Genomic DNA, 21,856 nt, shown 5'->3' with positions numbered 1-21,856 from the left:
TCAGCCGTCGGTGCGGCCGGGCCCCCCGGGGGCGAAGACGTACTGGAGCTCCTCCTCGGTGTCGCCGTGCGACACGAAGAGCAGCTCGTCGCCGGACTCCAGCGGCTCGTCCGGCGACGGGGTCACGACCCGGTCGCCGCGCAGGATCGTGGTCAGCACGGTCTCGCGGGGGAGCGGCACCTCCCGCAACGCACGCCCCACCCACGGGGTGTCGTCCCCGAGGGTGATCTCGACCAGGTTGGCCGCGCCCTTGCGGAAGGTCATGAGCCGGACGACGTCGCCGACGGTCACCGCCTCCTCGACGAGCGCGGCGAGCACCCGCGGGGTGGAGACGGCGACGTCGACCCCCCAGGCCTCGGTGTAGAGCCACTCGTTGCGCGGGTCCTTGACGCGGGCCACCACGCGGTTGACGGCGAACTCCGTCTTGGCCAGCAGCGACACCACGAGGTTGGCCTTGTCGTCACCGGTCGCGGCGACGACGACGTCGCAGGTGGCCAGCTGCGCCTCCTCGAGGGAGGAGACCTCGCAGGCGTCGGCCTGCACCCACTCGGCACCGGGCACCGAGCGGGTGCGCACCTTGCGGCCGTCCTTCTCGATGAGCATGACGGTGTGGCCGTTCTCCAGCAGCTCCCCGGCGATGGAGCGGCCGACCGCGCCGGCCCCGACGATCGCGACGCGCATCAGTGCTCACCGTGCCGGGGGCCGTGCTCGACGACCTGGTGCAGGTGCGCCGTCAGCTCGTCGGTGACCGCGACGACGAGCTGGTCGCCGTCCTGGAGCACCGTGGCAGGCGTGGCCAGCTGGGCCTCGCCGAAGCGGACCAGCCAGGCCGCCCGGGCGCCGGTGGCCGCCTCGAGGCCGGCGAGCTTGCGCCCCACCCAGCCCTCGGTGACGGTGACCCGCACCAGCAGCACCTTTCCCGTCGGTTCGCGCCACAGCTCGCTGACCTTGACCGACAGCAGCTCGCGCAGCAGCCGGTTCACCGTCCACGGGACGGTCGCGACGCTGGGGATGCCCATGCGCTCGTAGATTTCGGCCCGCTTGGAGTCGTAGATGCGGGCGACCACGTGCTGCACGCCGAAGGTCTCGCGCGCGACCCGGGCGGAGATGATGTTGGAGTTGTCACCGCTGCTCACCGCGGCGAACGCCCCGGCGGAGTCGATGCCGGCGTCGAGCAGCGTCTGCCGGTCGAAACCCAGGCCCTTGATCTGGCGGCCGGCGAAGTCCGGCCCGAGCCGGCGGAACGCCTCCGGGTCCTGGTCGATCACGGCCACGCTGTGCCCGATCTCCTCCAGGCGCCGGGCGATGGCCGAGCCGACACGGCCGCAGCCCATCACGACCACGTGCACGTGCAACTCCCCGCATGTCCCGGTGGCGCCGGCGCCGTCCGCCCGCGCATCACCGGGCGCGAAGCTACACCCGCGCGCGGGGTCGGAGCCCGCTTCCCCCGGACGGGGCGGCCGTGTGCCGAGTCACCCGCGCGAGGCCCTTCGGCGTCCGTACCATCGCGCCGTGCCGACCCTGTCCGACCTCGGACAACTCCCGAAACGACTCGTCCTGGGCCGACCGGTGCGCAGCGACCGGGCGGGCGAGTCGCTGCTGCCCAAGCGGCTCGCGCTGCCGATCTTCTCCAGCGACCCGCTCTCCTCCGTCGCCTACGCGACGCAGGAGATCCTCATCGTCCTGACCCTCGCCGGCACCGCGTACCTGTACCTCACCCCCTGGCTGGCCGCGGGGGTGGTCCTGCTCCTGGCCATCCTGGTCCTGTCCTACCGCCAGGTGGTGCGCGCCTATCCCTCCGGCGGCGGGGACTACGAGGTCGCCCGCCGCAACCATGGTCCGTTCGCCGGGCTGGTCGTGGCCAGCGCGCTGCTCGTCGACTACGTGCTGACCGTCGCGGTGTCGGTCGCGGCCGGCACCGACAACATCATCTCGGCGTTCCCGGCGCTCGACGACCAACGGGTGCTCATCGCGCTGGTGTTGGTCACCGTGCTGGCGGCGGCCAACCTCCGCGGGGTCCGCGAGTCGGGGCGGGCGTTCGCCGCACCCACCTACCTGTTCGTCACCGCCATCCTGGTGATGGTCGGCACCGGTCTGGTGCGGCACTTCTTCACCTCCGGGGAGGTCGTGGCCGAGAGCGCCGGTTACGCCGTGACCCCGGGCGCCGGCTACGGGGAGGCGGGGGCGCTCGCCGTCGTGCTCCTGGTCCTGCGGGCGTTCGCCTCGGGCTGCACCGCGCTCACCGGGGTCGAGGCGATCGCCAACGGCGTCCCGGCCTTCCGTCCGCCGAAGAGCCGGAACGCAGCGACCACGCTGGCCCTCATGGGCGGGCTGGCGGCCGTCATGTTCCTCGGGGTCAGCTCGCTGGCCCTCCTGGCCGGTGTCACCTACACCGACGACGCCTGCGATCTCGTGGGCTTCGCCGACTGCGCGACCGAGCCGCAGCGCACCGTCATCGCCCAGCTGGCCGCGGCCACCTTCGGCGGCTCCTCGATCGGCTTCTTCGTGGTGCAGGCCGCCACCGCGCTCATCCTCCTCCTGGCGGCGAACACCGCGTTCAACGGCTTTCCGCTGCTGGGCTCCGTCCTGGCCGAGGACCGCTACATGCCCCGCCAGCTGCACACCCGCGGCGACAAGCTGGCCTACAGCAACGGCATCCTCCTGCTGGCCGGGTTCGCCGGGCTCCTCATCCTGGTGTTCGACGCCTCGGTGAGCCGGCTGATCCAGCTCTACATCGTCGGGGTGTTCACCGCCTTCACGATCGGCCAGTGGGGCATGGTGCGGCACTGGAACCGGGAGATGCGGAGCGAGCCGGACCGCGCCGCCCGGTCCCGGATGCGCTGGTCGCAGGCGATCAACCTCGTGGGCGGCTCCCTCACCTGCATCGTCCTGGGGATCGTCGTCGTCACGAAGTTCACCAACGGCGCCTGGCTGGTGATCGCCGCCATGCCGGTGCTCGTCGTCCTCATGCGGGCGATCAACCGCCACTACTCGAACGTGTCCGAGCAGCTGGTCCCCGACGCCGACTCGCGCACGCTGCCCAGCAAGGTGCACGCCGTCGTGCTGGTCTCCAAGGTGCACAAGCCGACCCTGCGGGCGCTGGCCTTCGCGCGGGCCACCCGACCCGATGCGCTGACCGCACTGACGGTCAACGTCGACGACGAGGAGACCCGCGCCCTGCAGGCCGACTGGCAGCGCTTCGACATCCCGGTGCCGCTGACCGTCCTCGAGTCGCCGTACCGGGACGTCCCCCGCCCGGTGCTCGACTACGTCAAGGGCATCCGCCGCGACAGCCCCCGGGAGCTCGTGGTGGTGTTCGTGCCGCAGTACGTCGTCGGACACTGGTGGGAGAACGTCCTGCACAACCAGACCGCCATCCGGCTGCGGGCCCGGCTGCAGTTCCAGCCCGGCGTGATGATCACCACCGTGCCGTGGCTCCTGGAGAGCACCGCCGGGCACGACGACGCCGACGGGGGGCGTGGCGGACCCGCACCCGGGGACCTCCGGCGGGGGTTCACCGACGACGAGATGGACGTGACGCCGTATGGCTGAGCCCCGCGGAGCCGGGCGCCGGACCGGGGGACGCCGCGGTCGCCGGCCGGCGGCTCCCCGAGAGGACCGCGGCGGCGGCTGGACCGGCCGGGAGTTCGAGGTCGAGGTCGGCCCGGTCGCGCACGGCGGGCACTGCGTGGCCCGGCACGAGGGGCGCGTCGTCTTCGTCCGGCACGGCCTGCCGGGGGAGCGGGTGCGGGTGCGGGTGACCGAGGACCGGCACCCGGGCTTCTGCCGCGCCGACGCCATCGAGGTGCTGACCGCGGCACCGGGCCGGGTCGAGCGCCCCTGCCCCTACAGCGGTCCGGGGAGGTGCGGCGGCTGCGACTGGCAGCACGTCGATCCGGCCGAGCAGCACCGGCTGAAGGCCGCGGTGGTCCGCGAGCAGCTGGTGCGCCTGGGCAGGATCGACCCCGAGGACCCGGTGGTGACCGGTCTGGCGGTCGAGGAGCTGCCCGGCGGCGCGCTGCGCTGGCGGTCCCGTGCCCGGTTCGCGGTCGACCGCGCCGGGGCTGCGGGCCTGCGGCGGCACCGCTCGCACGAGATCGTGGTGCTCGGTGACTGCCCGATCACCGTCGAGCCGGCCGCCCGGGCCGTGCTCTCCCGACGGTGGGAGGGCGCCGGGGCGGTCGACGTCTCCATCGACTCCACCGGCGCGGTCACGACCACCCGGCTGGACCGGCGCGGCCGCCCGCAGCACAGCGAGGTGCTCCAGGCGGGGGAGGAGCTGCCCCGGGAGCCGGCCGCACGCGCGGAGCGGCGGGCGGGGGGGCGCGACTGGGAGGTCGAGGGCACCGGCTTCTGGCAGGTGCACCCGGCCGCGGCCGACGCGCTCGTCGAGGCCGTCGCCCGGTTCGCCGCCGTGCGGCCCGGTGAGACGGTGCTCGACCTCTACGCCGGTGCCGGGCTGTTCGGCGGGGCGCTCGCCCCCGCCGCCGGGGAGGACGGCCGCGTGGTCTGCGTGGAGTCCGACCCCGGGGCGTGCGCGGCGGCCGACGCCAACCTCGCCCACCTGCCGCAGGCCGAGGTGTGGCAGGGCGAGGTCGATGCCGAGGGGCTCGAGGAGCTGTTCGAGGAGCTCGGTGGCCCGCCGGACGTCGTCGTGCTGGACCCGCCGCGGGCCGGTGCGGGCCGGGCGGTGAGCACGCTGCTGGCCGGCACCGGGGCGCGCGCCGTCGTCTACGTGGCCTGCGACCCCGCGGCCCTGGGCCGGGACGTCGCCGCCTTCGCCGAGGCCGGGTACCGGCTGGCCGCCGTCCGCGGCTTCGACGCCTTCCCGATGACGCAGCACGTGGAGTGCGTGGCGCTGCTGGTCCCGGCCGCCTGACGACCCGGCGGGCCCGTGGAGGGCCTCGGCTACCGTCATGGGGTGCCCACGTGGGAATACGCCTCGGTCATCACCGCCAACGACGCCGAGTCGCAGCGAGCCGGGGTGAGCGTCAAGCTCCCCGGCGGTTCGTCGGAACGGCAGCAGGGCGACACCAGCTCGGTCCTCAACAAGCTCGGCGCCGAGGGGTGGGAGCTCGTCAGCTACCACTCCAGCGGCGCCGGGACGTGGGGGTTCGAGCAATTCTGGCTCAAGCGGCAGGTCGGCTCCTGACCGACGGGGCGCTCCCGGGCTGACTCCGCCTCGGGCGTCGCGGGCCGACGCGCGGCACGCCGTCGAACGCATGTTCGATCCGTGCGGCAGACTGGTGCCGTGGACACGACGGTGCCGCCGGGCTGGCCGGGGGAGGTGCGCCCGCCGGGCGCGCCGGACTGGGAGCGCACCGCCGTCGCCTGGCTGTTCGACCTGGTGCCACCGGACTACCGCGCGCACGAGGTGCTCCGCCGGTACCCGGTCCTGTTGGCCCGGTTCGCCGCCGACCACGTCTCCGCCGGCCTCGAGGCCGCCCGCAAGGGGTGGCGGACGCTGCGGGTGGAGCTGGCCGACCAGCTGCCCCCCGACGCCGTCGAGGCCGCGATGACCGCCTACGAGCGGGAGGGCGCGCGGCTCGCGGCCGCCGCCCGAGGCGTCGAGGTGGTCGGCGGCGCGCTGCGCGGCGAACGGTGGGTCCCGCGGCTCTGAGCGCCCCATGGGGAGGGAAGCCGGAGCACGGTGAGCTGCATCCGGAAATCCCGCTCGACCGGAAGAGCGGGGAAAGCGCAGTTACAGTGGGTCGGCGGCTGCCGAGCAGCTGCCGCCCGACCGAGAGGACACCGCCGAGCCGTGCCGCTCCTGCGATCGCTCCGGGGTCCCGAGGACCTCCGGGCGCTGCCCCCCGACCAGCTGCCCGCCCTGGCGGCGGAGATCCGAGACGCGCTGGTGACCAGCGTGGCCCGGACCGGCGGCCACCTCGGGCCCAACCTCGGCTGCGTCGAGCTCACCATCGCGCTGCACCGGGTGTTCCACTCACCGCGCGAGCCGATCGTCTTCGACACCGGTCACCAGTCCTACGTGCACAAGATGCTGACCGGGCGCGTCGAGGGCTTCGAGCGGCTGCGCCAGCGCGGCGGCCTCTCCGGCTACCCCAGCCGCGTCGAGAGCGAGCACGACTGGGTGGAGAACAGCCACGCCTCCACGTCGCTGTCCTACGCCGACGGCCTGGCCAAGGCCTTCGCCATCCGCGGGGACTCCCGCCCCGTCGTCGCCGTGATCGGCGACGGCGCGCTCACCGGCGGCATGGCCTGGGAGGCGCTGAACAACATCGCCGCGGCCCAGGACCGCCCGGTCGTCATCGTGGTCAACGACAACGGCCGCTCCTACTCGCCGACGATCGGCGGGGTCGCCGACGCGCTGGCCACCCTGCGGCTGCGGCCGGGGTACGAGAACGCCCTGCTCCAGGTGCGCCAGGCGCTGCACCGGGCGCCGGTCGTCGGCTCGGCCCTCTACGACGCGCTGCACGCCATCAAGAAGGGGCTCAAGGACGTCCTGTCGCCGCAGGGCATGTTCGAAGATCTCGGCATGAAGTACGTCGGCCCGGTCGACGGGCACGACGTCGAGGTGATGGAGTCGGCGCTGCGGCGGGCCCGTTCTTTCGGCGGCCCGGTGATCGTCCACGCCGTCACCACCAAGGGCTTCGGCTACCCGCCGGCGGAGACCGATCAGATCGACGCGTGGCACGCCACCGGCGTCTTCGACCCCGACAGCGGCATCAGTGCCCGCAAGACCGGGCTCGCCTGGACCGACGCCTTCGCCGACGAGCTGGTGCGGGTCGGTGCCGAGCGCCCCGACGTCGTCGCGATCACCGCGGCGATGCTGCATCCGACCGGCCTGGCCCCGTTCGCCGAGCGGTTCCCCGGGCGCACCTTCGACGTCGGCATCGCCGAGCAGCACGCGCTCACCTCCGCCGCCGGGCTGGCGATGGCCGGCATGCACCCGGTCGTCGCCGTGTACTCCACGTTCCTCAACCGCGCGTTCGACCAGCTGCTCATGGACGTCGCGCTGCACCGCCAGCCGGTCACCGTCGTGCTCGACCGCGCCGGGGTGACCGGGGACGACGGCGCCTCGCACAACGGCATGTGGGACATGTCCATCCTGTCGGTCGTGCCCGGCGTCCACGTCGCCGCGCCCCGGGACGAGGCGACCCTCCGCGAGGCGGTGCGGGAGGCGGTCGACATCACGGACGGCCCTTCCGTGGTGCGCTTCCCCAAGGGCGTCCTCCCGCCGGACCTGCCGGCGCTCGAGCGACGCGGGCCGGTCGACCTGCTGCGCCGCGGCGAGCGCCCGGACGTGCTGCTGGTCGCCGTCGGGTCGATGGTGCCGATGTGCCTCGCCGTCGCCGAGCGGGCCGCCGACCACGGCATCGAGGTGACCGTCGTCGACCCGCGGTGGGTGCTCCCGGTGGCCGACGAGCTCCTGTCGCTCGCATCCGGCCACCGGCTCGTGGTCACCGTCGAGGACGGCGGCCGCGCCGGGGGAGTGGGTACCACGCTCACCCAGGCGCTGCAGGACCGCGACTGCGACGTGCCGGTACGCACCGTCGGGCTGCCCCAGCGGTTCTTCGAGCACGGCAGCCGCGGGCAGGTGCTGGCCGACGTCGGGCTCACCGAGCAGGACGTGGCGCGCCGCATCGCCGAGTGGACCGCCGTGCTCAGCGAGCGCGCCGAGCAGGCCGTCTCCGCCCCTGTCGAGGAAGGCCGGCGGTGATGATCGCCGAGATCCAGGTGGCGCCGTCCCCGCCCGGCACCGCCGAGAACCCGCACGCGCACGTCGAGGCGGCGATCGCCGTCATCCGGGCGTCGGGGCTGCGCTACGAGGTGGGTGCGCTCGGCACGACCCTCGAGGGTGAGGACGAGGCGGTGTGGGCCACGCTGCGCGCCGCGCACGAGGCGATGCTCGCCGCGGGCGCATCGGCCGGGCTCTCGCACGTGAAGGTCGCGTCGGTGAACCGCACGATGGACAGCCTCACCGCCAAGTTCCGCTGAGGCCCCCCGGGAGCTCGCGGATGCAGCGCACGACCAGGTCGTCAGCGCGCGTCTCGGCGCGGATGCCCTTCGGGGCCGGCCTCGCCGAAGGGGGTGCGTACGCGTGGACGGAGACGACCTCATGCAGCGAGCGGGACATGGGGCTCCGCAGGAATCGGGACCGGCGCCCGGGAGGGGTCGGCAGGACATGCAGTTACCCGCCGGTAACCTGTCCGCCGAGCGCGGTCCGTTGCCTCATCGGGGGGCTCCCGGGTCACGGTCCGGCAACGGCCCAAAGGTGTGCTTGCAGCCACACCCCACCTGCGCGCAAGATGACCCGCCGGAATTTCTCTGTAACCCCAACGAAATAGAGGTCCCTCATGGCGCGACGGCGCACGGTGACGACGGCGATCGCGGCGGCTCTGGTCTTCGGGCTGGCCGCATGTGGCGGCGGCGACGCCGACAGCGGCAGCAACGCCGGCAGCGGTGGCGGTGAGGCCGCCGCAGGCAAGATCGGCGTGATCCTCCCCGACACGGCGTCCTCGGCCCGCTGGGAGTCGGCGGACCGCCCGCTGCTGGAGGCGGCCTTCGAGGAGGCCGGTGTCGAGTACGACATCCAGAACGCGCAGGGCGACGCCCAGCGCATGGCCACCATCGCCGAGCAGATGATCACCGAGGGCGTCACCGTCCTGGCGATCACCAACCTCGACTCGGCCTCCGGTGCGGCGATCCAGCGCCAGGCCGAGCAGCAGGGCGTCCAGACGATCGACTACGACCGCCTGACCCTCGGCGGCGAGAGCGACTACTACGTGTCGTTCGACAACACCGAGGTGGGCCGCCTGCAGGGCGAGGGTCTGGCCCAGTGCCTCGGCGACGAGCCGGCGAACATCGCCTACCTCAACGGCTCGCCCGACGACAACAACGCGACGCTGTTCTCCTCGGGTGCCCACGAGGTCCTCGACCCGATGGAGCAGTACACGGTCGTGGCCGAGCAGGCCGTTCCCGAGTGGGACAACCAGCAGGCCGCCACCATCTTCGAGCAGATGTACACCCAGGCCGGCGGTGACATCCAGGGCGTGGTGGCCGCCAACGACGGCCTGGCCAACGCGGTCGTGTCGATCCTGGGCCGCAACAACGCGGCCGGCCAGGTGCCCGTCACCGGCCAGGACGCCACCGTCGAGGGCCTGCAGAACATCCTCGCCGGGAACCAGTGCATGACGGTCTACAAGCCGATCGAGCAGGAGGCCAGCGCGCTGGCCGAGCTGGCCGTCTCCCTGGTCAACGGCGAGGAGCCCCAGACCGACGGCACGGTCGAGGACCCGGAGGGCCAGCGCGAGGTCCCCTCGGTGCTGCTCGAGCCGGTCTCGATCTTCCGGGACAACGTCAAGCAGGTCATCGACGACGGCTACCAGTCCGCAGCCGACGTCTGCACCGGTGAGTTCGCCGCCGCCTGCGCCGAGCTCGGCATCTCCTGATCCATCCGGCCGGGGCACCCGTACGCGGGTGCCCCGGCCGCGTGGTCCCCGCCCTGCGGGTCCCGGGTCCGCCGGGGCCCGCAGGGCGTCACACTGTCTCACCACGGTCCCCTCCGGGCCGATTCCATGCAGGAAAGGACGCAGAGGTGTCCGCACCCGTTCAGAGCACGCCCCCCCCGACCCTGGAGCGGCCCACGCTGAGGCTGCGGGGGGTCGAGAAGAGCTTCGGGGCCGTCCAGGTCCTGCACGGCGTCAACCTCGACGTCTACCCCGGCAAGGTGACCGCGCTGGTCGGCGACAACGGAGCCGGCAAGAGCACGCTGATCAAGTCCATCGCCGGCATCCACCCGATCGACTCGGGCACCGTGGAGTTCGAGGGAGAGCCGGTCCAGCTGACCGGGCCCCGCGACGCCGCCCGGCTGGGCATCGAGGTCGTCTACCAGGACCTCGCGCTCGCCGACAACCTGGACGTCGTCCAGAACATGTTCCTGGGCCGCGAACGCAAGCACGGCATCGTCCTGGACGAGGCCTCCATGGAGGAGGCCGCGCGCGACACGCTGGCCAAGCTGTCCGTGCGCACCCTGAAGTCGGTGCGCCAGCTGGTCTCCAGCCTGTCCGGTGGTCAGCGGCAGACGGTCGCGATCGCCAAGGCGGTCCTCTGGGAGTCCAAGCTGGTCATCCTGGACGAGCCGACCGCGGCCCTGGGCGTGGCCCAGACCCGCCAGGTGCTCGACCTGGTCCGTCGGCTGGCCGACACCGGCCACGCCGTCGTCTTCATCACCCACAACATGGTGGACGTCTTCGAGGTGGCCGACCGCGTGGCCGCGCTCTACCTCGGCCGGGTGGCCGCGGACGTCCCCATCTCCGACGTCGACCGGACCCAGGTCATCGAGCTGATCACCTCCGGTCGATCCGGCGAGCTGGGGCTCGCGCCGGACGCGCTCGAGGACTGAGAGGACTTCCATGTCGAGCAACACCCTGACCGCCGCCGAGGCGAGCGGGCCGCAGAAGCCGGCCGCGGGCTTCGAGGGCGACCGCCAGGACAACACCATGGGCGGCGCCGTCCGCGGCTACCTCAACAAGCTGCGCGCGGGCGACCTGGGCGCGCTGCCGGCCATCCTGGGCATCGTCGTCCTGGGCATCCTCTTCACGATCCTCCGGCCCGAGACGTTCCTGACGCCGCTGAACCTCTCCAACCTGCTGGTGCAGTCGACGCCGATCATGGTGCTCGCGATGGGGCTGGTCTTCGTCTTGCTGCTCGGCGAGATCGACCTGTCCGCGGGCGTGGTGAGCGGGGTCTGCTCCGCGGTGCTCGCGCAGCTGCTGGTGCAGGTGGGCGTCTCGTGGCCGATCGCGGTGCTGGCCGCCATCGCCACCGGCGCGGTGATCGGCGTCTTCACCGGCAGCCTGGTCGGGGTGGTCGGCATCCCGTCGTTCGTCGTGACGCTGGCCCTGTTCCTCGGTTTCCAGGGCGTGACCCTGCGGATCATCGGACAGGGCGGCACGGTGCCCGTGCGCGAGCCGGTCATCCGCGCCCTGGCCAACGAGAACCTGCCGGTCACGCTGGGCTGGATCCTGGCCGGGGTCGTCGCCCTGGCCTACGCGGCGCTCGAGCTGTGGCGCTGGCGCTCGCAGAGGGCCCGGGGCCTGGCGCACCAGCCCCTGGCGCTGGTGCTGGCCCGCGTCGTCCTGATCGCCGCGGTGGTGTTCGGCGTGACCGCCATCCTCAGCGTCGACCGGGCGCTGGCCGCCGCGATCGACCTCGCCGGCATCCCGTACGCGGTGCCGCTGGTCGTGGTGCTGCTGCTGGTCCTCACCTTCGTGCTCTCCCGCACCGCGTTCGGGCGGCACATCTACGCGGTCGGCGGCAACGCCGAGGCCGCGCGCCGGGCGGGGATCAACGTCACCCGGATCCGCGTGATGGCGTTCGTCATCTCGTCGAGCCTCGCCGCGATCAGCGGCATCCTGGCCACGTCGCGGCTGAGCTCGGTGACGCCGGACGCGGGCGCGGGCAACACCCTGCTGTACGCGGTCGGGGCGGCGGTCATCGGTGGCACCAGTCTCTTCGGCGGCCGGGGCAAGGCCCGGGACGCCGTCCTGGGTGGCCTGGTGATCGCGATCATCGCCAACGGGCTGGGCCTGCTGGGGGTGGCGGCCTACCTGAACTTCATCATCACCGGTGGGGTGCTGCTGCTGGCCGCGGGCGTCGACGCGCTGGCCCGGCGCCGGGCGTCCACGGCCCGCCGATGACCCCTGCCGCCCGCCGTGCTCAACGCCGGCGGGCGGCAGGTGACCACGCCGGCGCCGGCGCCCTCTGCTTCCCGCGGAGGGCGCCGGCGTCGTCGTCCGTCCCCCGGCCCCGGCGCAGGGACCCGCCGCGAGCTTGCGAGCGGTGGGGGGCGTCGGGGTCCTTTCTCAGGCCCGGTTGACCGCGTCGGTCAGCACGTCGAGCGTGAGCTCGACCTGCCACGCCCGGGCGCCGCCCGAACGCAGCGCCGCGCCAACCGCCGCGGGCTCCCGGGGCTCCGGCGGGCTCCACACCAGCCGCCGCACCAGGTCGGGGGAGAGGATGTTCTCGACCGGCACCGCGTGCTTCTCCGACAGCTCGGCGAGCGCGGCGCGGGCGGCCTGCAGGCGGGTGGCGGCGGCGGGGTCCCGGTCGGCCCAGCGGTTCACCGGCGGCGGCCCGTCCCCGGGCTTGCTGTGCAGCGGGAGATCGTTCTCGGGCAGCGCCTTGCCGCGGGCCAGCGCGGTGAACCAGTGCGCGACCAGGCGCCGGTTGGCGCGCCCCCGGAACACCGGCAGCTCCAGCAGCGCACCCTCGTTCCTGGGGTCGGCCTGCACCGCGGCGACCATCGCCGAGTCGGGCAGCACCCGGCCGGGGGCGACGTCGCGCCGGCGGGCCAGCTCGTCACGGGCCTCCCAGATCGCCCGCAGCATGCCGAGCTGACGGCGGCTGCGCAGCCCGTGCACGCCGGAGGTGCGCCGCCACGGGTCCTGCTTCGGAGCCGGCGGGCCGGCGGCGAGGATGGCCTCGAACTCCTGGCGTGCCCACTCGGTCTTGCCCTGCTGCTCGAGGAGCGCGGCGAGGGCGTCGCGGAGGTCGACGAGCACCTCGACGTCGAGGGCGGCGTAGACCAGCCACTCCTCGGGCAGCGGGCGGGTGCTCCAGTCGGCGGCGGAGTGCCCCTTCTGCAGCGAGAAGCCCAGCAGCGACTCGACGACGGCGCCCAGGCCCACGCGGGGCAGTCCGGCCAGCCGGGCGGCCAGCTCGGTGTCGAACACGCGGGACGGCGCGAGGCCGATCTCGGCGAGGCAGGGGAGGTCCTGGTTCGCGGCGTGCAGCACCCACTCCGCGTCGGCGATCGCCTCCTGGACCACCGACAGGTCGGGAAGCGGGATCGGGTCGAGCAGGCCGGTGCCGGAGCCGTTGCGGCGCAGCTGCACCAGGTAGGCGCGCTGGCCGTACCGGTAGCCGGATGCGCGCTCGGCGTCCACGGCGACCGGCCCGGTGCCGCCGCGCAGCGCCTCGGCGTACTCGACCAGCTGCGTGGAGGTCTCGATGACCGGGGGCAGCCCGTCGCGGGGGACGAGGAGCGGGATGGGCTCGGGAGCCGCGGCCGCAGCCACGGCCTCCGGCGCCTCGGGAGTGGGCTCGGTGCTCAGTTGCCGTCCACCTTCTCGCCGGTCCTCGTCGTCGGTGCACCGGCGCCCGGTCGGGGTCCACCGCGGCGGCCGCGGAATCCTGGGGAGGAGCACCGGCTCAGGCGGGCGCCGGGCCCGCTGTGCCGCACCGATGTTAGAGAGTCTCGCTACCGACCCGGTCGGAGGGACCCAGCAGCCGCACGCCCGGCGGCGGCAGGCCGGCCGCGTTGCCCAGCACGTCGAGCCAGGCCAGCAGGTGCCTGTCCAGATCGGTGCCCTCGGCCGTCCACGAGGCGCGGATCTCGACGTCGACGGAGTGCTCGGGGCCGGCCAGCTCGCCGAACCGGGTGGAGGCGGTGCGGGTGACCGTCCCGCCGACGGTGTGGTGCGCCGCCCCCGACTCGCGCAGCGCGTCGGTGAGCCAGCTCCAGGCGACCTCGGAGAACATCGCGTCGTCGACCAGCTCCTCGTCGGTCGCCGCCGAGAGGTAGCCGACGCAGCGCACGGTGCCGTGCCACGCCTCGTGGCCCTGCGGGTCGAACAGGACGATGAACCGCGCGCTGGCGATCTCGACGTCGTCCTCGTCGTCGCCCTCCGGGTCGGGCACCCGCGCACCGATCGCGTGCGCGAACGGGGCCAGCCGTTGCGGGGCGGGGATCGAGCCGAGCTCGATCTCCGGGCGGGCGCGCACCCCGGCCAGGACCTCCAGGGCGGCGCGGAACGCGGCGGGGACGGCGTCGGCGTCCCTGCTCTCGTTCCCGGCGTCGGCCAGGTCGCGCGGCTCCACGTCCGCAGACTAGGCCGGTCAGCAGCACAGGCGTGCCGACGCGCCGCACGCGGCCGGGACGCGGCGGACCGGCGGACACCGGCCGTCTGGGAGGATCGACGCTCGTGAGTCCCGCTCCCGCGTCGGCGTCCCCGGCCGATTCCGACCTCGTCCGCGCCGCACGTGGCCTCCCGGTGGGCCGCACTCCGGTCTGGTTCATGCGCCAGGCCGGCCGCTCGCTGCCGGAGTACCGGGCTCTGCGCGCCGGCACGTCGATGCTGGCGGCCTGCCAGGACCCCGACCTGGTCACCGAGATCACGCTGCAGCCGGTCCGCCGGCACCAGGTCGACGCCGCGATCCTCTTCTCCGACATCGTGCTGCCGCTGGTGGTCGCGGGGGTGGACATCGAGATCAAGCCGGGCATCGGCCCGGTGGTCGCGAACCCCGTCCGCACGGTCGCCGACGTCGACGCCCTGCCCGATCTGGCGCCCGAGCAGCTCGGTTTCCTCGGAACGGCGGTGCGCTCGCTCGTGGCCGAGCTGGGGCCGACGCCGCTCATTGGGTTCGCCGGCGCGCCGTTCACCCTGGCGACGTACCTGATCGAGGGAGGCCCCTCCAAGGAGCACGCCCGCACCAAGGCCTTCATGTACGCCGAGCCGGAGGCGTGGTCGCGGCTGCTGCAGCGGTTGTCGCTGTCGGCGGCGACCTTCCTGCGCGCCCAGGTCGACGCGGGCGCCTCCGCCGTGCAGCTGTTCGACTCCTGGGCCGGCGTGCTGTCGGCGGCCGACTACGCCGAGCGGGTGCTGCCGCACTCGCAGGCGGTCTTCGCCGGGCTGGGGGAGCGCGACGTACCCCGCATCCACTTCGGCGTGGGCACCGGCGAGCTGCTGCCGCTGATCGGCGACGCGGGCGCCGACGTCGTCGGCGTCGACTGGCGGGTGCCGCTGGACGAGGCCGCCCGCCGGGTCGGCCCGCACCGCTCGCTGCAGGGCAACCTCGACCCCGCGGTCCTGCTGGCCGATCGCGACACCGTCGAGCGGGAGGTGCGCCGGGTCGTCCGCCAGGCCGAGGGCGCGCGCGGGCACATCTTCAACCTCGGGCACGGGGTGCTGCCCGACACCGATCCCGACGTGCTCACCCGCGTGGCCGCCCTGGTGCACGAGCTGACGGCGCGATGACCCGGCTCGTCGTCGTCGGGGCCGGGATCACCGGCCTGGCCGCGGCCTTCGAGTGGCGCCGGCGCCGGCCCGACGACGAGATCGTCGTCGTGGAGGCCGGGGACCGGATCGGCGGCAAGCTGGACCGGATCCGGCTGGCCGGCACCTGGTACGACACCGGCCCCGAGGCGCTGCTCGCCCGGGTGCCGGAGGCGGTGGGCCTGGTGGAGGCGCTCGGGTGGGGCGACCGGCTGGTCGCGCCGGCGACCACCCAGGCCTCGGTGGTGCTCCCCGAGGGCCGGTTCCCGCTGCCGGCCGGCACCGTCCTCGGCGTGCCGGCCTCGGCCGACGGCCTCGACGGCGTCCTGACCCCGACCGGCGTGGCCCGGGTGCGCGCCGAGGCCGAGCTGCCGCCGCTGTGCCTGCCCGACGGCGACGTCGCCGTCGGCGGGCTGCTGCGCGAGCGGCTCGGCGACGAGGTGGTCGACCGGCTGGTCGAGCCGCTGCTCGGCGGCGTCTACGCGGGCCACGCCGACGAGTTGTCGCTGGCCGCCACGATGCCGGCGCTGGCCGCGCAGGTGCGCCGTGCCGGCTCGGTGCTCGAGGCGGCCGCCGCCGCCCGCGACGCCGGGTCCCGCAGCCGGTTCGACGCCGACGGGCCGGTGTTCGTGACCGTCGACGCCGGGATCGGTGCGCTGCCGGCCGCGCTGGTCGAGGCGGCGCGCGCGGAGGTGCGGCTGCGCACCCCCGCGCACGGCCTGCGCCGGACCGCCGGGGGCTTCGAGGTTTCGGTCGGGACCGCCGCCGCGCCGGAGGTGCTGACCGCCGACGCGGTCATCGTCACGGCGCCGGCGACCAAGGCCGCGCGGCTCCTCGGTGAGGTCGCCCCCCGCGCCGTCGACCCGCTCCGGGGGATCCCGTACGCCTCCATGGCCGTCGTCGCGATCGCCTTCCCGGTGCAGGACGTCCCTGCCGGCTCGGGCCTGCTGGTGCCGCCGATGACCGGCCGGCTGGTCAAGGGCGTGACCGTCTCCTCGGCGAAGTGGCCGCACCTGACCGGCGGCGAGGCGCTGCTGGTGCGGTCGTCGGTGGGGCGCTTCGGCGACGAGTCGCAGCTGCAGCGACCCGACGAGGAGCTGGCCGCGGACGTGGTCGCCGACGTCACCGAGCTGCTCGGGCTCTCGCGCCCCGAGCCGCTGGAGACCCGCGTGGCGCGCTGGGGCGGTGGCCTGCCGCAGTACCTGGTCGGCCATCCGGAGCGGGTCGCGGCGGCCCGGGCAGCGGTCGGCGAGGTGCCGGGGCTGGCCGTCGCCGGCGCCGCGTACGAGGGCGTCGGCGTCCCCGCCTGCATCCGCGACGCCCACCGGGCGGTCGACGCCCTCGCGTGATCCGGCCGCCGGGTCCGCAGCGCCGAGACGGGCGCCACGGTCGGACCCGGGCATGGCGGACCGGTCGCCGCCGTTGACGACGGAGTGACATCGGTGCACGACTCGACACGCACGTTCCCCGTCCAGCATTCGCCGGCCCGCTGCCTGCGCCACCACGTGTGGATGGCCGCGTGCGGCGACTGCCGCGCCGCGCACGCCGGTAACCGGCGGGACCGCGCGGCGACGGCGGGCTGAGCCCCCGCGTGGTCGCGGCCGTCGCACCGGCGGCGGCCGCGACCACGCCGGACCGCCTCTCCACGGCTCAGCCCCCCGAAAAGGAGATGCCGGTGCGGGGGGACAATGGCGGCATGAGCGAGCAGCAGGTCGAGGAACGCAGCATCGGCAAGCGGGCGAACGAGCTCAACGCCAGCATCCGCTACACGATGTGGTCGGTGTTCAAGCTGGCCCGGCCGTTCGGTGACGAGCAGCGGACCGCCGCGGCCGACGAGGCCGCCGCGCTGGTCGAGGAGCTGGCGGGCAAGGACGTCGTCGTCCGCGGCACCTACGACCTGAGCGGCCTGCGCGCCGACGCCGACCTCATGGTCTGGTGGCACTCCTCCTCGGCCGAGGCGCTGCAGGACGCCTACACGCGCCTCCGCCGCACCGCCCTGGGCCGGCGGCTGGAGCCGGTGTGGTCGCAGATGGCGCTGCACCGGCCGGCGGAGTTCAACCGCAGCCACATCCCGGCGTTCCTGGCCGACGAGGAGCCGCGTCGCTTCGTCTGCGTCTACCCGTTCGTGCGGTCCTACGAGTGGTACCTGCTGCCCGACGAGGAGCGGCGGGACATGCTCAAGGAGCACGGCATGCAGGCCCGCCCCTACCCGGACGTGCGGGCCAACACCGTCGCCTCCTTCGGCCTGGGCGACTACGAGTGGATGCTCGCCTTCGAGGCCGACGAGCTGCACCGCATCGTCGACCTCATGCGCGACCTGAGGGCCAGCCGTGCCCGCCGGCACGTGCGCGAGGAGGTGCCGTTCTACACCGGCACCCGCAAGCCGGTGCAGGAGCTGGTCGCCGACCTGCCGTGACGCAACTCTGAGGGTGTTCCTCGCCCCCCGGCAGTCCTGCAGGACGGCCGGAGCGGGAGGAACACCCCCAGAGAGAGCGTTGAGCGACCTACTCGGCCGGCTGGAGCCTGATGCTGACGCTGTTGATGCAGTAGCGGTCGCCGGTGGGCGTCTGCGGGGCGTCGTCGAAGAGGTGGCCCAGGTGGCTGTGGCAGGTGGCGCACAGCACCTCGGTGCGGACCATGCCGAAGCTGCGGTCCTCGCGGAGGATCACGTTGTCCTCGGCGGAGGCCTGGTAGAACGACGGCCAGCCGCAGTGCGAGTCGAACTTGGTCTCCGAGCGGAACAGCTCCGCGCCGCACGCCCGGCACTCGTAGACACCGACGGTCTTCGTGTCGACGTACTCGCCGGTCCACGCCCGCTCGGTGCCGGCCTGGCGGAGCACCGCGTACTCCTCCGGGGACAGCTGCGCCCGCCACTCCTCGTCGGTCTTGCTGACCTGGGGCTTTTGAGGGGAGGTCGTCATGGCCGGACCAACGATCACCCCCGGACCACCATTCCCGGCGGTCACCACCCCGGGCAGGAGGACCGGCGCCCCGCTCTCCTTCCGGGGGAGGCGGGGCGCCGCCGTGCGTGGGGGCCGGGGAGACTGAGGGGGTGACCTCCGCCCCCCAGCCCCCCGACGGCCTCCTGCCCGACGTCTGGTTCACCCGCGACCTGCCCGTGCTGCGGGCGATCGCCCGGCTGGTCGACGAGCCGAAGCACGGCGGCGCCCCCTACCTGCTCGGCTCGGTCGTGCCGGGGAGCGGTCTGCCGAAGGCGGAGGTCATCGCCGCGGCGAAGGCGCTGGCGTCCGCCGGCTACATCGAGCCGCTCACCAACCACGCGGGTGACATCGTCCGCATCACCGCGATCTCGGCGGAGGCGCGACGGCTGGCCGGTCTCTGGCCGACGCCGCAGGGGGAGTGGGAGCGGCTGCTCGAGCAGCTGACCGCTCGGGCCGAGAAGGCGCCGACCGACGTCGAGCGGCAGCGCTGGCGGGCCTTCGCGGACGCGGCGGCCGCGGTCGGCGAGCACGATGGGGCCCTGCTCATGTCCGCGCTCATCGGCGGGTACGTGCCGCGCGCCCGCTGACCGCCTCACCGCACCGGCTCACGAACGACAGCGCCCCCGCCCGGAGAACCGGGCGGGGGCGCTGTGCTGATCAGGCGATCAGAGCGGGGTGACGTTCGCAGCCTGCGGGCCCTTCTGGCCCTGCTCGATGTCGAACGCGATCCGCTGGCCTTCATCGAGCGAGCGGTACCCGCTGGACTGGATGGCCGAGTAGTGGACGAAGACGTCCGGTCCGCCGCCGTCAGGGGTGGCGAAGCCGAACCCCTTCTCCGCGTTGAACCACTTGACAGTTCCTTCGGGCATTGCTCGCTCCTAGCTGAGGTGGTGCATCGGGGTCCTGCCATAGCGCAGGGCCTTCCCGACGGCCCAACCCTAGCCAAAGATCGCCGGAAGAGGACACAGGTGCCGCTGAACTGTGACCTGGGACTCCTCCACACCCGGTCGGGGAACCCTTGCCGGCCTCACAGCAGCCGGCCCGGCTCCTCCCGGAACGCCGGTGCGACGCGTCGCTGCCGTCGGCCCCAGCCGGGACCGTAGGCACCCACCGAGTAGGTGCGGCCCAGCGGAGCAGCGGGCGGCAGCGCAGACGGCGCCGAGCGCCACGAGCGGACGCCGAGCGGTTGTTCGACGAGGAACCCGGAGTTCGCTGGGGCCTGCAGCCGGGTCGCCCCCAGCGGGGCCCAGCGCCGCAGGCCGAGGTGTCCGGCGAGCAGGACGGCGAGGCAGACCGAGACGGTGAGGAACGCGTCGGTGACCGCGGTGGCCACGTCGAGGGCGGTGATCTGCGGCCACCCGACGGACTCCAGGGTCGAGCCGACCATCTCGACGACGACGTACAGCGCGCCGTACGCCAGCAACCAGATCCTCACCCGTTCGCCTCCACCGCGGTCGTCAGCTGCATCGACCATCGCTACCCACAGCTGGAGGACCGTCCCGTGCCCCGGCGGCGGCCCTCACCCGTCCGGGGGAGGACGTGCGGCCGTCCGGGCGACTGCGGGCCGGCGCGGTCACGCAGCGGCTCGTGCCGGGCGGTCTTGCGGATTTCCTGCGCTTCTCTCTCCGGCGTCCTGCGGTCCGCCGCCCACGGTGGGATCCAGCCGGACGGATCCGGCGCACCCCCCCCGATCCAGGAGAACACCATGCAGCCCCTCGCCGCCTCGCCCGCCTCCGCCGTCTTCCTGCGCGACATCGAGGACCTGCACGACGCCGACCTGGACCAGGTGCTCGCCGACCGGCTGGCGGAGTCCGCCGACGCGCTGCGGGCGGCGGTCACGGCGGCCGAGCTGGCCCGTCAGGTGGCGCAGCCGGCCGCGCTGCGGGTGCACGCCCTGGGCGCGTCCGCCCGGCGCCTGGCCGGCTGAGGCCGCCGTCGCGGAGACCCCACCCGTCACGCGGGCGCCGCTCGCGCACGACGTTCTCTCCCGCTCGACGGGGGACCGGCCTGTGCCCGAGAACCGGCCTGTGGTGGCCCATGGGCGGGCTCGGCGCCGTGCGGGTGGGCCGTCCAGGCATGCTCCGCCGCGTCGGTGACCACCTCGACCGACCCGGGAGCCAGGGTTGCCGAGGACGGTGGCCGGGTCGCCCCTGCATAGGCTGCCGGCCATGCCGCTGTTCTCGTTCGAAGGCCGCTCCCCGCAGGTGCATCCCGAGGCGTGGGTGGCGCCGACGGCGACCCTCGTGGGCGACGTGGTGGTGGAGGCCGGCGCCTCCATCTGGTACGGCGTGGTGCTCCGCGCCGACTTCGGCCGGATCGTCGTCCGCGCCGGGGCCAACGTGCAGGACAACTCGGTGCTGCACGGCGGGTCGGACCCGGAGACCGAGGTCGGTCCCGGAGCGACCATCGGGCACATGTGCGTGGTGCACGGCGCCGTGGTCGGCGCCGAGGCGCTCATCGGGAACGGCGCAACCGTCCAGGACGGCGCCCGGATCGGCCGGCGAGCGTTGATCGGGGCGCACAGCCTGGTACCGCCGCGCATGGAGATCCCCGACGAGGTGATGGCACTCGGCGCGCCGGCCAGCGTGCGTGGTCCGCTGTCGGCGGGCAGCCGGTTCTGGGTCGACGAGAACCCTACGACCTACCAGGAGCTGGCCCGCCGACACGCGGCCGGAGTGGAGGAGATCGGTCGGCCGGGGTCAGGCGGCGCGGCGGTCCGGGACAGCCCGTCGGCCGCGCGTAGCCCGGCGCACCCCCGAGGCGCTGCCGGGTGAGCGCTGTGCACGGCCCTCTGTGGACGTCAGCTCAGCTGCTCGGGCTGGTGGAACCCTTGGCGCGGCTGGGCTGCACCCGCATCGGCTCGCCCGGCATCTTGGGGTAGTCGGGCGGATAGGGCAGGTCACCCAGGCCGTCGTCGGCCGCCTGGCGCTCGGCGAGCTCCAGCAGCGGCTCGATGCCGAAGGCGTGCTCGGCGAGCCCGGCATGCCTGTCGCCGACCTCGGCGAACCGGGCCGGCATGGTCAGGACGTCGAAGTCGGTCGGGTGGACGTCGGGCAGCTCGTCCCAGTCCACGGGCGCGGAGACCGGGGCGTGCGGCTTGGGCCGGATGGAGTAGGCCGACGCGATCGTGCGGTCCCGGGCCATCTGGTTGTAGTCGATGAAGATCTTCTCGCCGCGCTCCTCCTTCCACCACGACATGGTCACGCGGTCGGGAAGGCGGCGTTCCAGCTCGCGGCCGAACGCGATCACCGCCCGGCGCACCTCGGCAAAGGCCCACCGCGGCTGGATCGGCACGTAGACGTGCACCCCCCGGCCGCCGGAGGTCTTCGGCCAGCCCTCCATGCCGAACTCGTGCAGCAGCTCGCGCACGTGGGGTGCGACCCACACGGCGTCGGAGAAGTCGGTGCCCGGCTGCGGGTCCAGGTCGATGCGGATCTGGTCGGGCTGCTCGACGTCGCCCTTGGAGACAGGCCACGGGTGGAAGGTCAGCGTGCCGAGGTTCGCCGCCCAGGCGACCACGGCCACCGAGTCCGGCGCGATCTCGTCGGCCGTCCGGCCGCTGGGGAAGGTGATGTGCGCGGTCGGGATCCACTCAGGGGCGTTCTTCGGCACCCGCTTCTGGTAAAAGGCGTCGCCCGTGTTGTCCGTCCGGGTGGAGATCCGGGCGCCCGCGAACACCCCGCCGGGCCAGCGCTCCAGCGTCGTCGGCCGGTCCTTCAGCGCGAAGAGGATCCCCTCGCCGACGGCCACGAAGTACTCGACGACGTCGATCTTGCGGATGCCCCGGTCGGGGAAGTACGGCTTCTCCGGGCTGGAGACCCGGACGTCGTGCCCGTCGATCTCGAGGACGACGGCGTCCTTGCTGCTGGCCATTCAGCTGCTCCGCTCGTTCCG

Annotated in this window: 23 protein-coding genes; 15 read left to right on the top strand and 8 right to left on the bottom strand. The window is 74.0% G+C overall.

Annotation, left to right across the window (positions count from 1 at the left end):
* A complete protein-coding gene (locus tag ACI791_RS14230; RefSeq protein WP_347057247.1) occupies positions 1 to 681 on the bottom strand; it encodes a potassium channel family protein in 681 nt (226 codons plus the stop codon).
* On the bottom strand, positions 681 to 1,349 hold the full coding sequence (locus ACI791_RS14225; RefSeq protein WP_456586630.1) for a potassium channel family protein: 669 nt from the start codon (positions 1,347 to 1,349) through the stop codon (positions 681 to 683). Before ACI791_RS14225 ends, ACI791_RS14230 begins: the two co-directional genes overlap by 1 nt.
* A 163-nt stretch (positions 1,350 to 1,512) precedes the next feature.
* On the opposite strand from ACI791_RS14225, the gene ACI791_RS14220 reads away from it, so the two are divergent.
* From ACI791_RS14220 to ACI791_RS14180, 9 genes are all read left to right on the top strand, one after another.
* Positions 1,513 to 3,552: an APC family permease gene (locus tag ACI791_RS14220; RefSeq protein WP_456586629.1), complete on the top strand. Its 2,040-nt coding sequence runs from the start codon at positions 1,513 to 1,515 to the stop codon at positions 3,550 to 3,552.
* Positions 3,545 to 4,879: a class I SAM-dependent RNA methyltransferase gene (locus ACI791_RS14215; RefSeq protein WP_456586628.1), complete on the top strand. Its 1,335-nt coding sequence runs from the start codon at positions 3,545 to 3,547 to the stop codon at positions 4,877 to 4,879. Before ACI791_RS14220 ends, ACI791_RS14215 begins: the two co-directional genes overlap by 8 nt.
* Before the next feature lie 42 nt (positions 4,880 to 4,921).
* Complete coding sequence (locus tag ACI791_RS14210; RefSeq protein ID WP_347057243.1) at positions 4,922 to 5,152, top strand: DUF4177 domain-containing protein; 231 nt, start codon at positions 4,922 to 4,924, stop codon at positions 5,150 to 5,152.
* A gap of 99 nt (positions 5,153 to 5,251) precedes the next feature.
* On the top strand, positions 5,252 to 5,620 hold the full coding sequence (locus ACI791_RS14205) for a hypothetical protein (RefSeq protein WP_347057242.1): 369 nt from the start codon (positions 5,252 to 5,254) through the stop codon (positions 5,618 to 5,620).
* Positions 5,621 to 5,761: 141 nt separating this feature from the next.
* The gene (gene dxs, locus ACI791_RS14200; RefSeq protein ID WP_456586627.1) at positions 5,762 to 7,681 is read left to right on the top strand and encodes a 1-deoxy-D-xylulose-5-phosphate synthase; all 1,920 of its coding nucleotides are present in this window, start codon (positions 5,762 to 5,764) and stop codon (positions 7,679 to 7,681) included.
* The gene (locus ACI791_RS14195; RefSeq protein WP_456586626.1) at positions 7,681 to 7,959 is read left to right on the top strand and encodes a thiamine-binding protein; all 279 of its coding nucleotides are present in this window, start codon (positions 7,681 to 7,683) and stop codon (positions 7,957 to 7,959) included. Before dxs ends, ACI791_RS14195 begins: the two co-directional genes overlap by 1 nt.
* A 359-nt stretch (positions 7,960 to 8,318) precedes the next feature.
* Positions 8,319 to 9,413, top strand: coding sequence for a sugar ABC transporter substrate-binding protein (locus ACI791_RS14190; RefSeq protein WP_456586625.1), 1,095 nt, complete (start codon positions 8,319 to 8,321; stop codon positions 9,411 to 9,413).
* 146 nt (positions 9,414 to 9,559) lie between these two features.
* Complete coding sequence (locus ACI791_RS14185) at positions 9,560 to 10,366, top strand: ATP-binding cassette domain-containing protein (protein WP_456586624.1); 807 nt, start codon at positions 9,560 to 9,562, stop codon at positions 10,364 to 10,366.
* A 10-nt stretch (positions 10,367 to 10,376) separates the two neighbouring features.
* A complete protein-coding gene (locus ACI791_RS14180) occupies positions 10,377 to 11,663 on the top strand; it encodes a sugar ABC transporter permease (RefSeq protein ID WP_456586623.1) in 1,287 nt (428 codons plus the stop codon).
* Positions 11,664 to 11,828: 165 nt separating this feature from the next.
* Here ACI791_RS14180 and ACI791_RS14175 read toward each other — a convergent pair whose 3' ends face one another.
* Complete coding sequence (locus ACI791_RS14175; protein ID WP_456586622.1) at positions 11,829 to 13,043, bottom strand: HRDC domain-containing protein; 1,215 nt, start codon at positions 13,041 to 13,043, stop codon at positions 11,829 to 11,831.
* Positions 13,044 to 13,212: 169 nt separating this feature from the next.
* Positions 13,213 to 13,845 (bottom strand): DUF3000 domain-containing protein, encoded by a 633-nt coding sequence (locus ACI791_RS14170; RefSeq protein WP_456586621.1) that lies wholly within the window; start codon positions 13,843 to 13,845, stop codon positions 13,213 to 13,215.
* 104 nt (positions 13,846 to 13,949) lie between these two features.
* On the opposite strand from ACI791_RS14170, the gene hemE reads away from it, so the two are divergent.
* From hemE to hemQ, 3 genes are all read left to right on the top strand, one after another.
* Complete coding sequence (hemE, locus tag ACI791_RS14165; protein WP_456586620.1) at positions 13,950 to 15,002, top strand: uroporphyrinogen decarboxylase; 1,053 nt, start codon at positions 13,950 to 13,952, stop codon at positions 15,000 to 15,002.
* Positions 14,999 to 16,369, top strand: coding sequence for a protoporphyrinogen oxidase (gene hemG, locus ACI791_RS14160; RefSeq protein ID WP_456586619.1), 1,371 nt, complete (start codon positions 14,999 to 15,001; stop codon positions 16,367 to 16,369). The genes hemE and hemG overlap by 4 nt, the downstream gene beginning before the upstream one ends.
* A 347-nt stretch (positions 16,370 to 16,716) precedes the next feature.
* On the top strand, positions 16,717 to 17,436 hold the full coding sequence (gene hemQ, locus ACI791_RS14155) for a hydrogen peroxide-dependent heme synthase (RefSeq protein ID WP_456586618.1): 720 nt from the start codon (positions 16,717 to 16,719) through the stop codon (positions 17,434 to 17,436).
* A gap of 88 nt (positions 17,437 to 17,524) precedes the next feature.
* Here hemQ and msrB read toward each other — a convergent pair whose 3' ends face one another.
* Positions 17,525 to 17,941 carry a peptide-methionine (R)-S-oxide reductase MsrB gene (gene msrB / locus ACI791_RS14150; protein WP_456586617.1) on the bottom strand — a complete coding sequence of 139 codons (417 nt, stop codon included), beginning with the start codon at positions 17,939 to 17,941 and terminating at the stop codon, positions 17,525 to 17,527.
* 131 nt (positions 17,942 to 18,072) lie between these two features.
* On the opposite strand from msrB, the gene ACI791_RS14145 reads away from it, so the two are divergent.
* Positions 18,073 to 18,549 (top strand): hypothetical protein, encoded by a 477-nt coding sequence (locus ACI791_RS14145; RefSeq protein WP_456586616.1) that lies wholly within the window; start codon positions 18,073 to 18,075, stop codon positions 18,547 to 18,549.
* A 78-nt stretch (positions 18,550 to 18,627) separates the two neighbouring features.
* On the opposite strand, the gene ACI791_RS14140 is transcribed toward ACI791_RS14145, so the two are convergent.
* Positions 18,628 to 18,831: a cold-shock protein gene (locus tag ACI791_RS14140; protein WP_014377016.1), complete on the bottom strand. Its 204-nt coding sequence runs from the start codon at positions 18,829 to 18,831 to the stop codon at positions 18,628 to 18,630.
* A 158-nt stretch (positions 18,832 to 18,989) separates the two neighbouring features.
* Entirely contained in the window at positions 18,990 to 19,397 is a 408-nt protein-coding gene (locus ACI791_RS14135) for a hypothetical protein (protein WP_456586615.1), read from the bottom strand.
* 270 nt (positions 19,398 to 19,667) lie between these two features.
* On the opposite strand from ACI791_RS14135, the gene ACI791_RS14130 reads away from it, so the two are divergent.
* On the top strand, positions 19,668 to 19,889 hold the full coding sequence (locus ACI791_RS14130) for a hypothetical protein (RefSeq protein ID WP_347057228.1): 222 nt from the start codon (positions 19,668 to 19,670) through the stop codon (positions 19,887 to 19,889).
* 241 nt (positions 19,890 to 20,130) lie between these two features.
* Entirely contained in the window at positions 20,131 to 20,736 is a 606-nt protein-coding gene (locus tag ACI791_RS14125; protein WP_456586614.1) for a gamma carbonic anhydrase family protein, read from the top strand.
* A gap of 31 nt (positions 20,737 to 20,767) precedes the next feature.
* Here the strand turns inward: ACI791_RS14125 and ACI791_RS14120 are convergent, their stop codons facing one another.
* Complete coding sequence (locus ACI791_RS14120) at positions 20,768 to 21,835, bottom strand: DNA polymerase domain-containing protein (protein ID WP_456586613.1); 1,068 nt, start codon at positions 21,833 to 21,835, stop codon at positions 20,768 to 20,770.
* Positions 21,836 to 21,856 lie beyond the last annotated feature (21 nt).

Source organism: Blastococcus sp. SYSU DS0973 (assembly GCF_054051055.1).
Note: the sequence above shows the minus strand (reverse complement) of the source record. Positions and strands in the feature narration are given on the sequence as shown.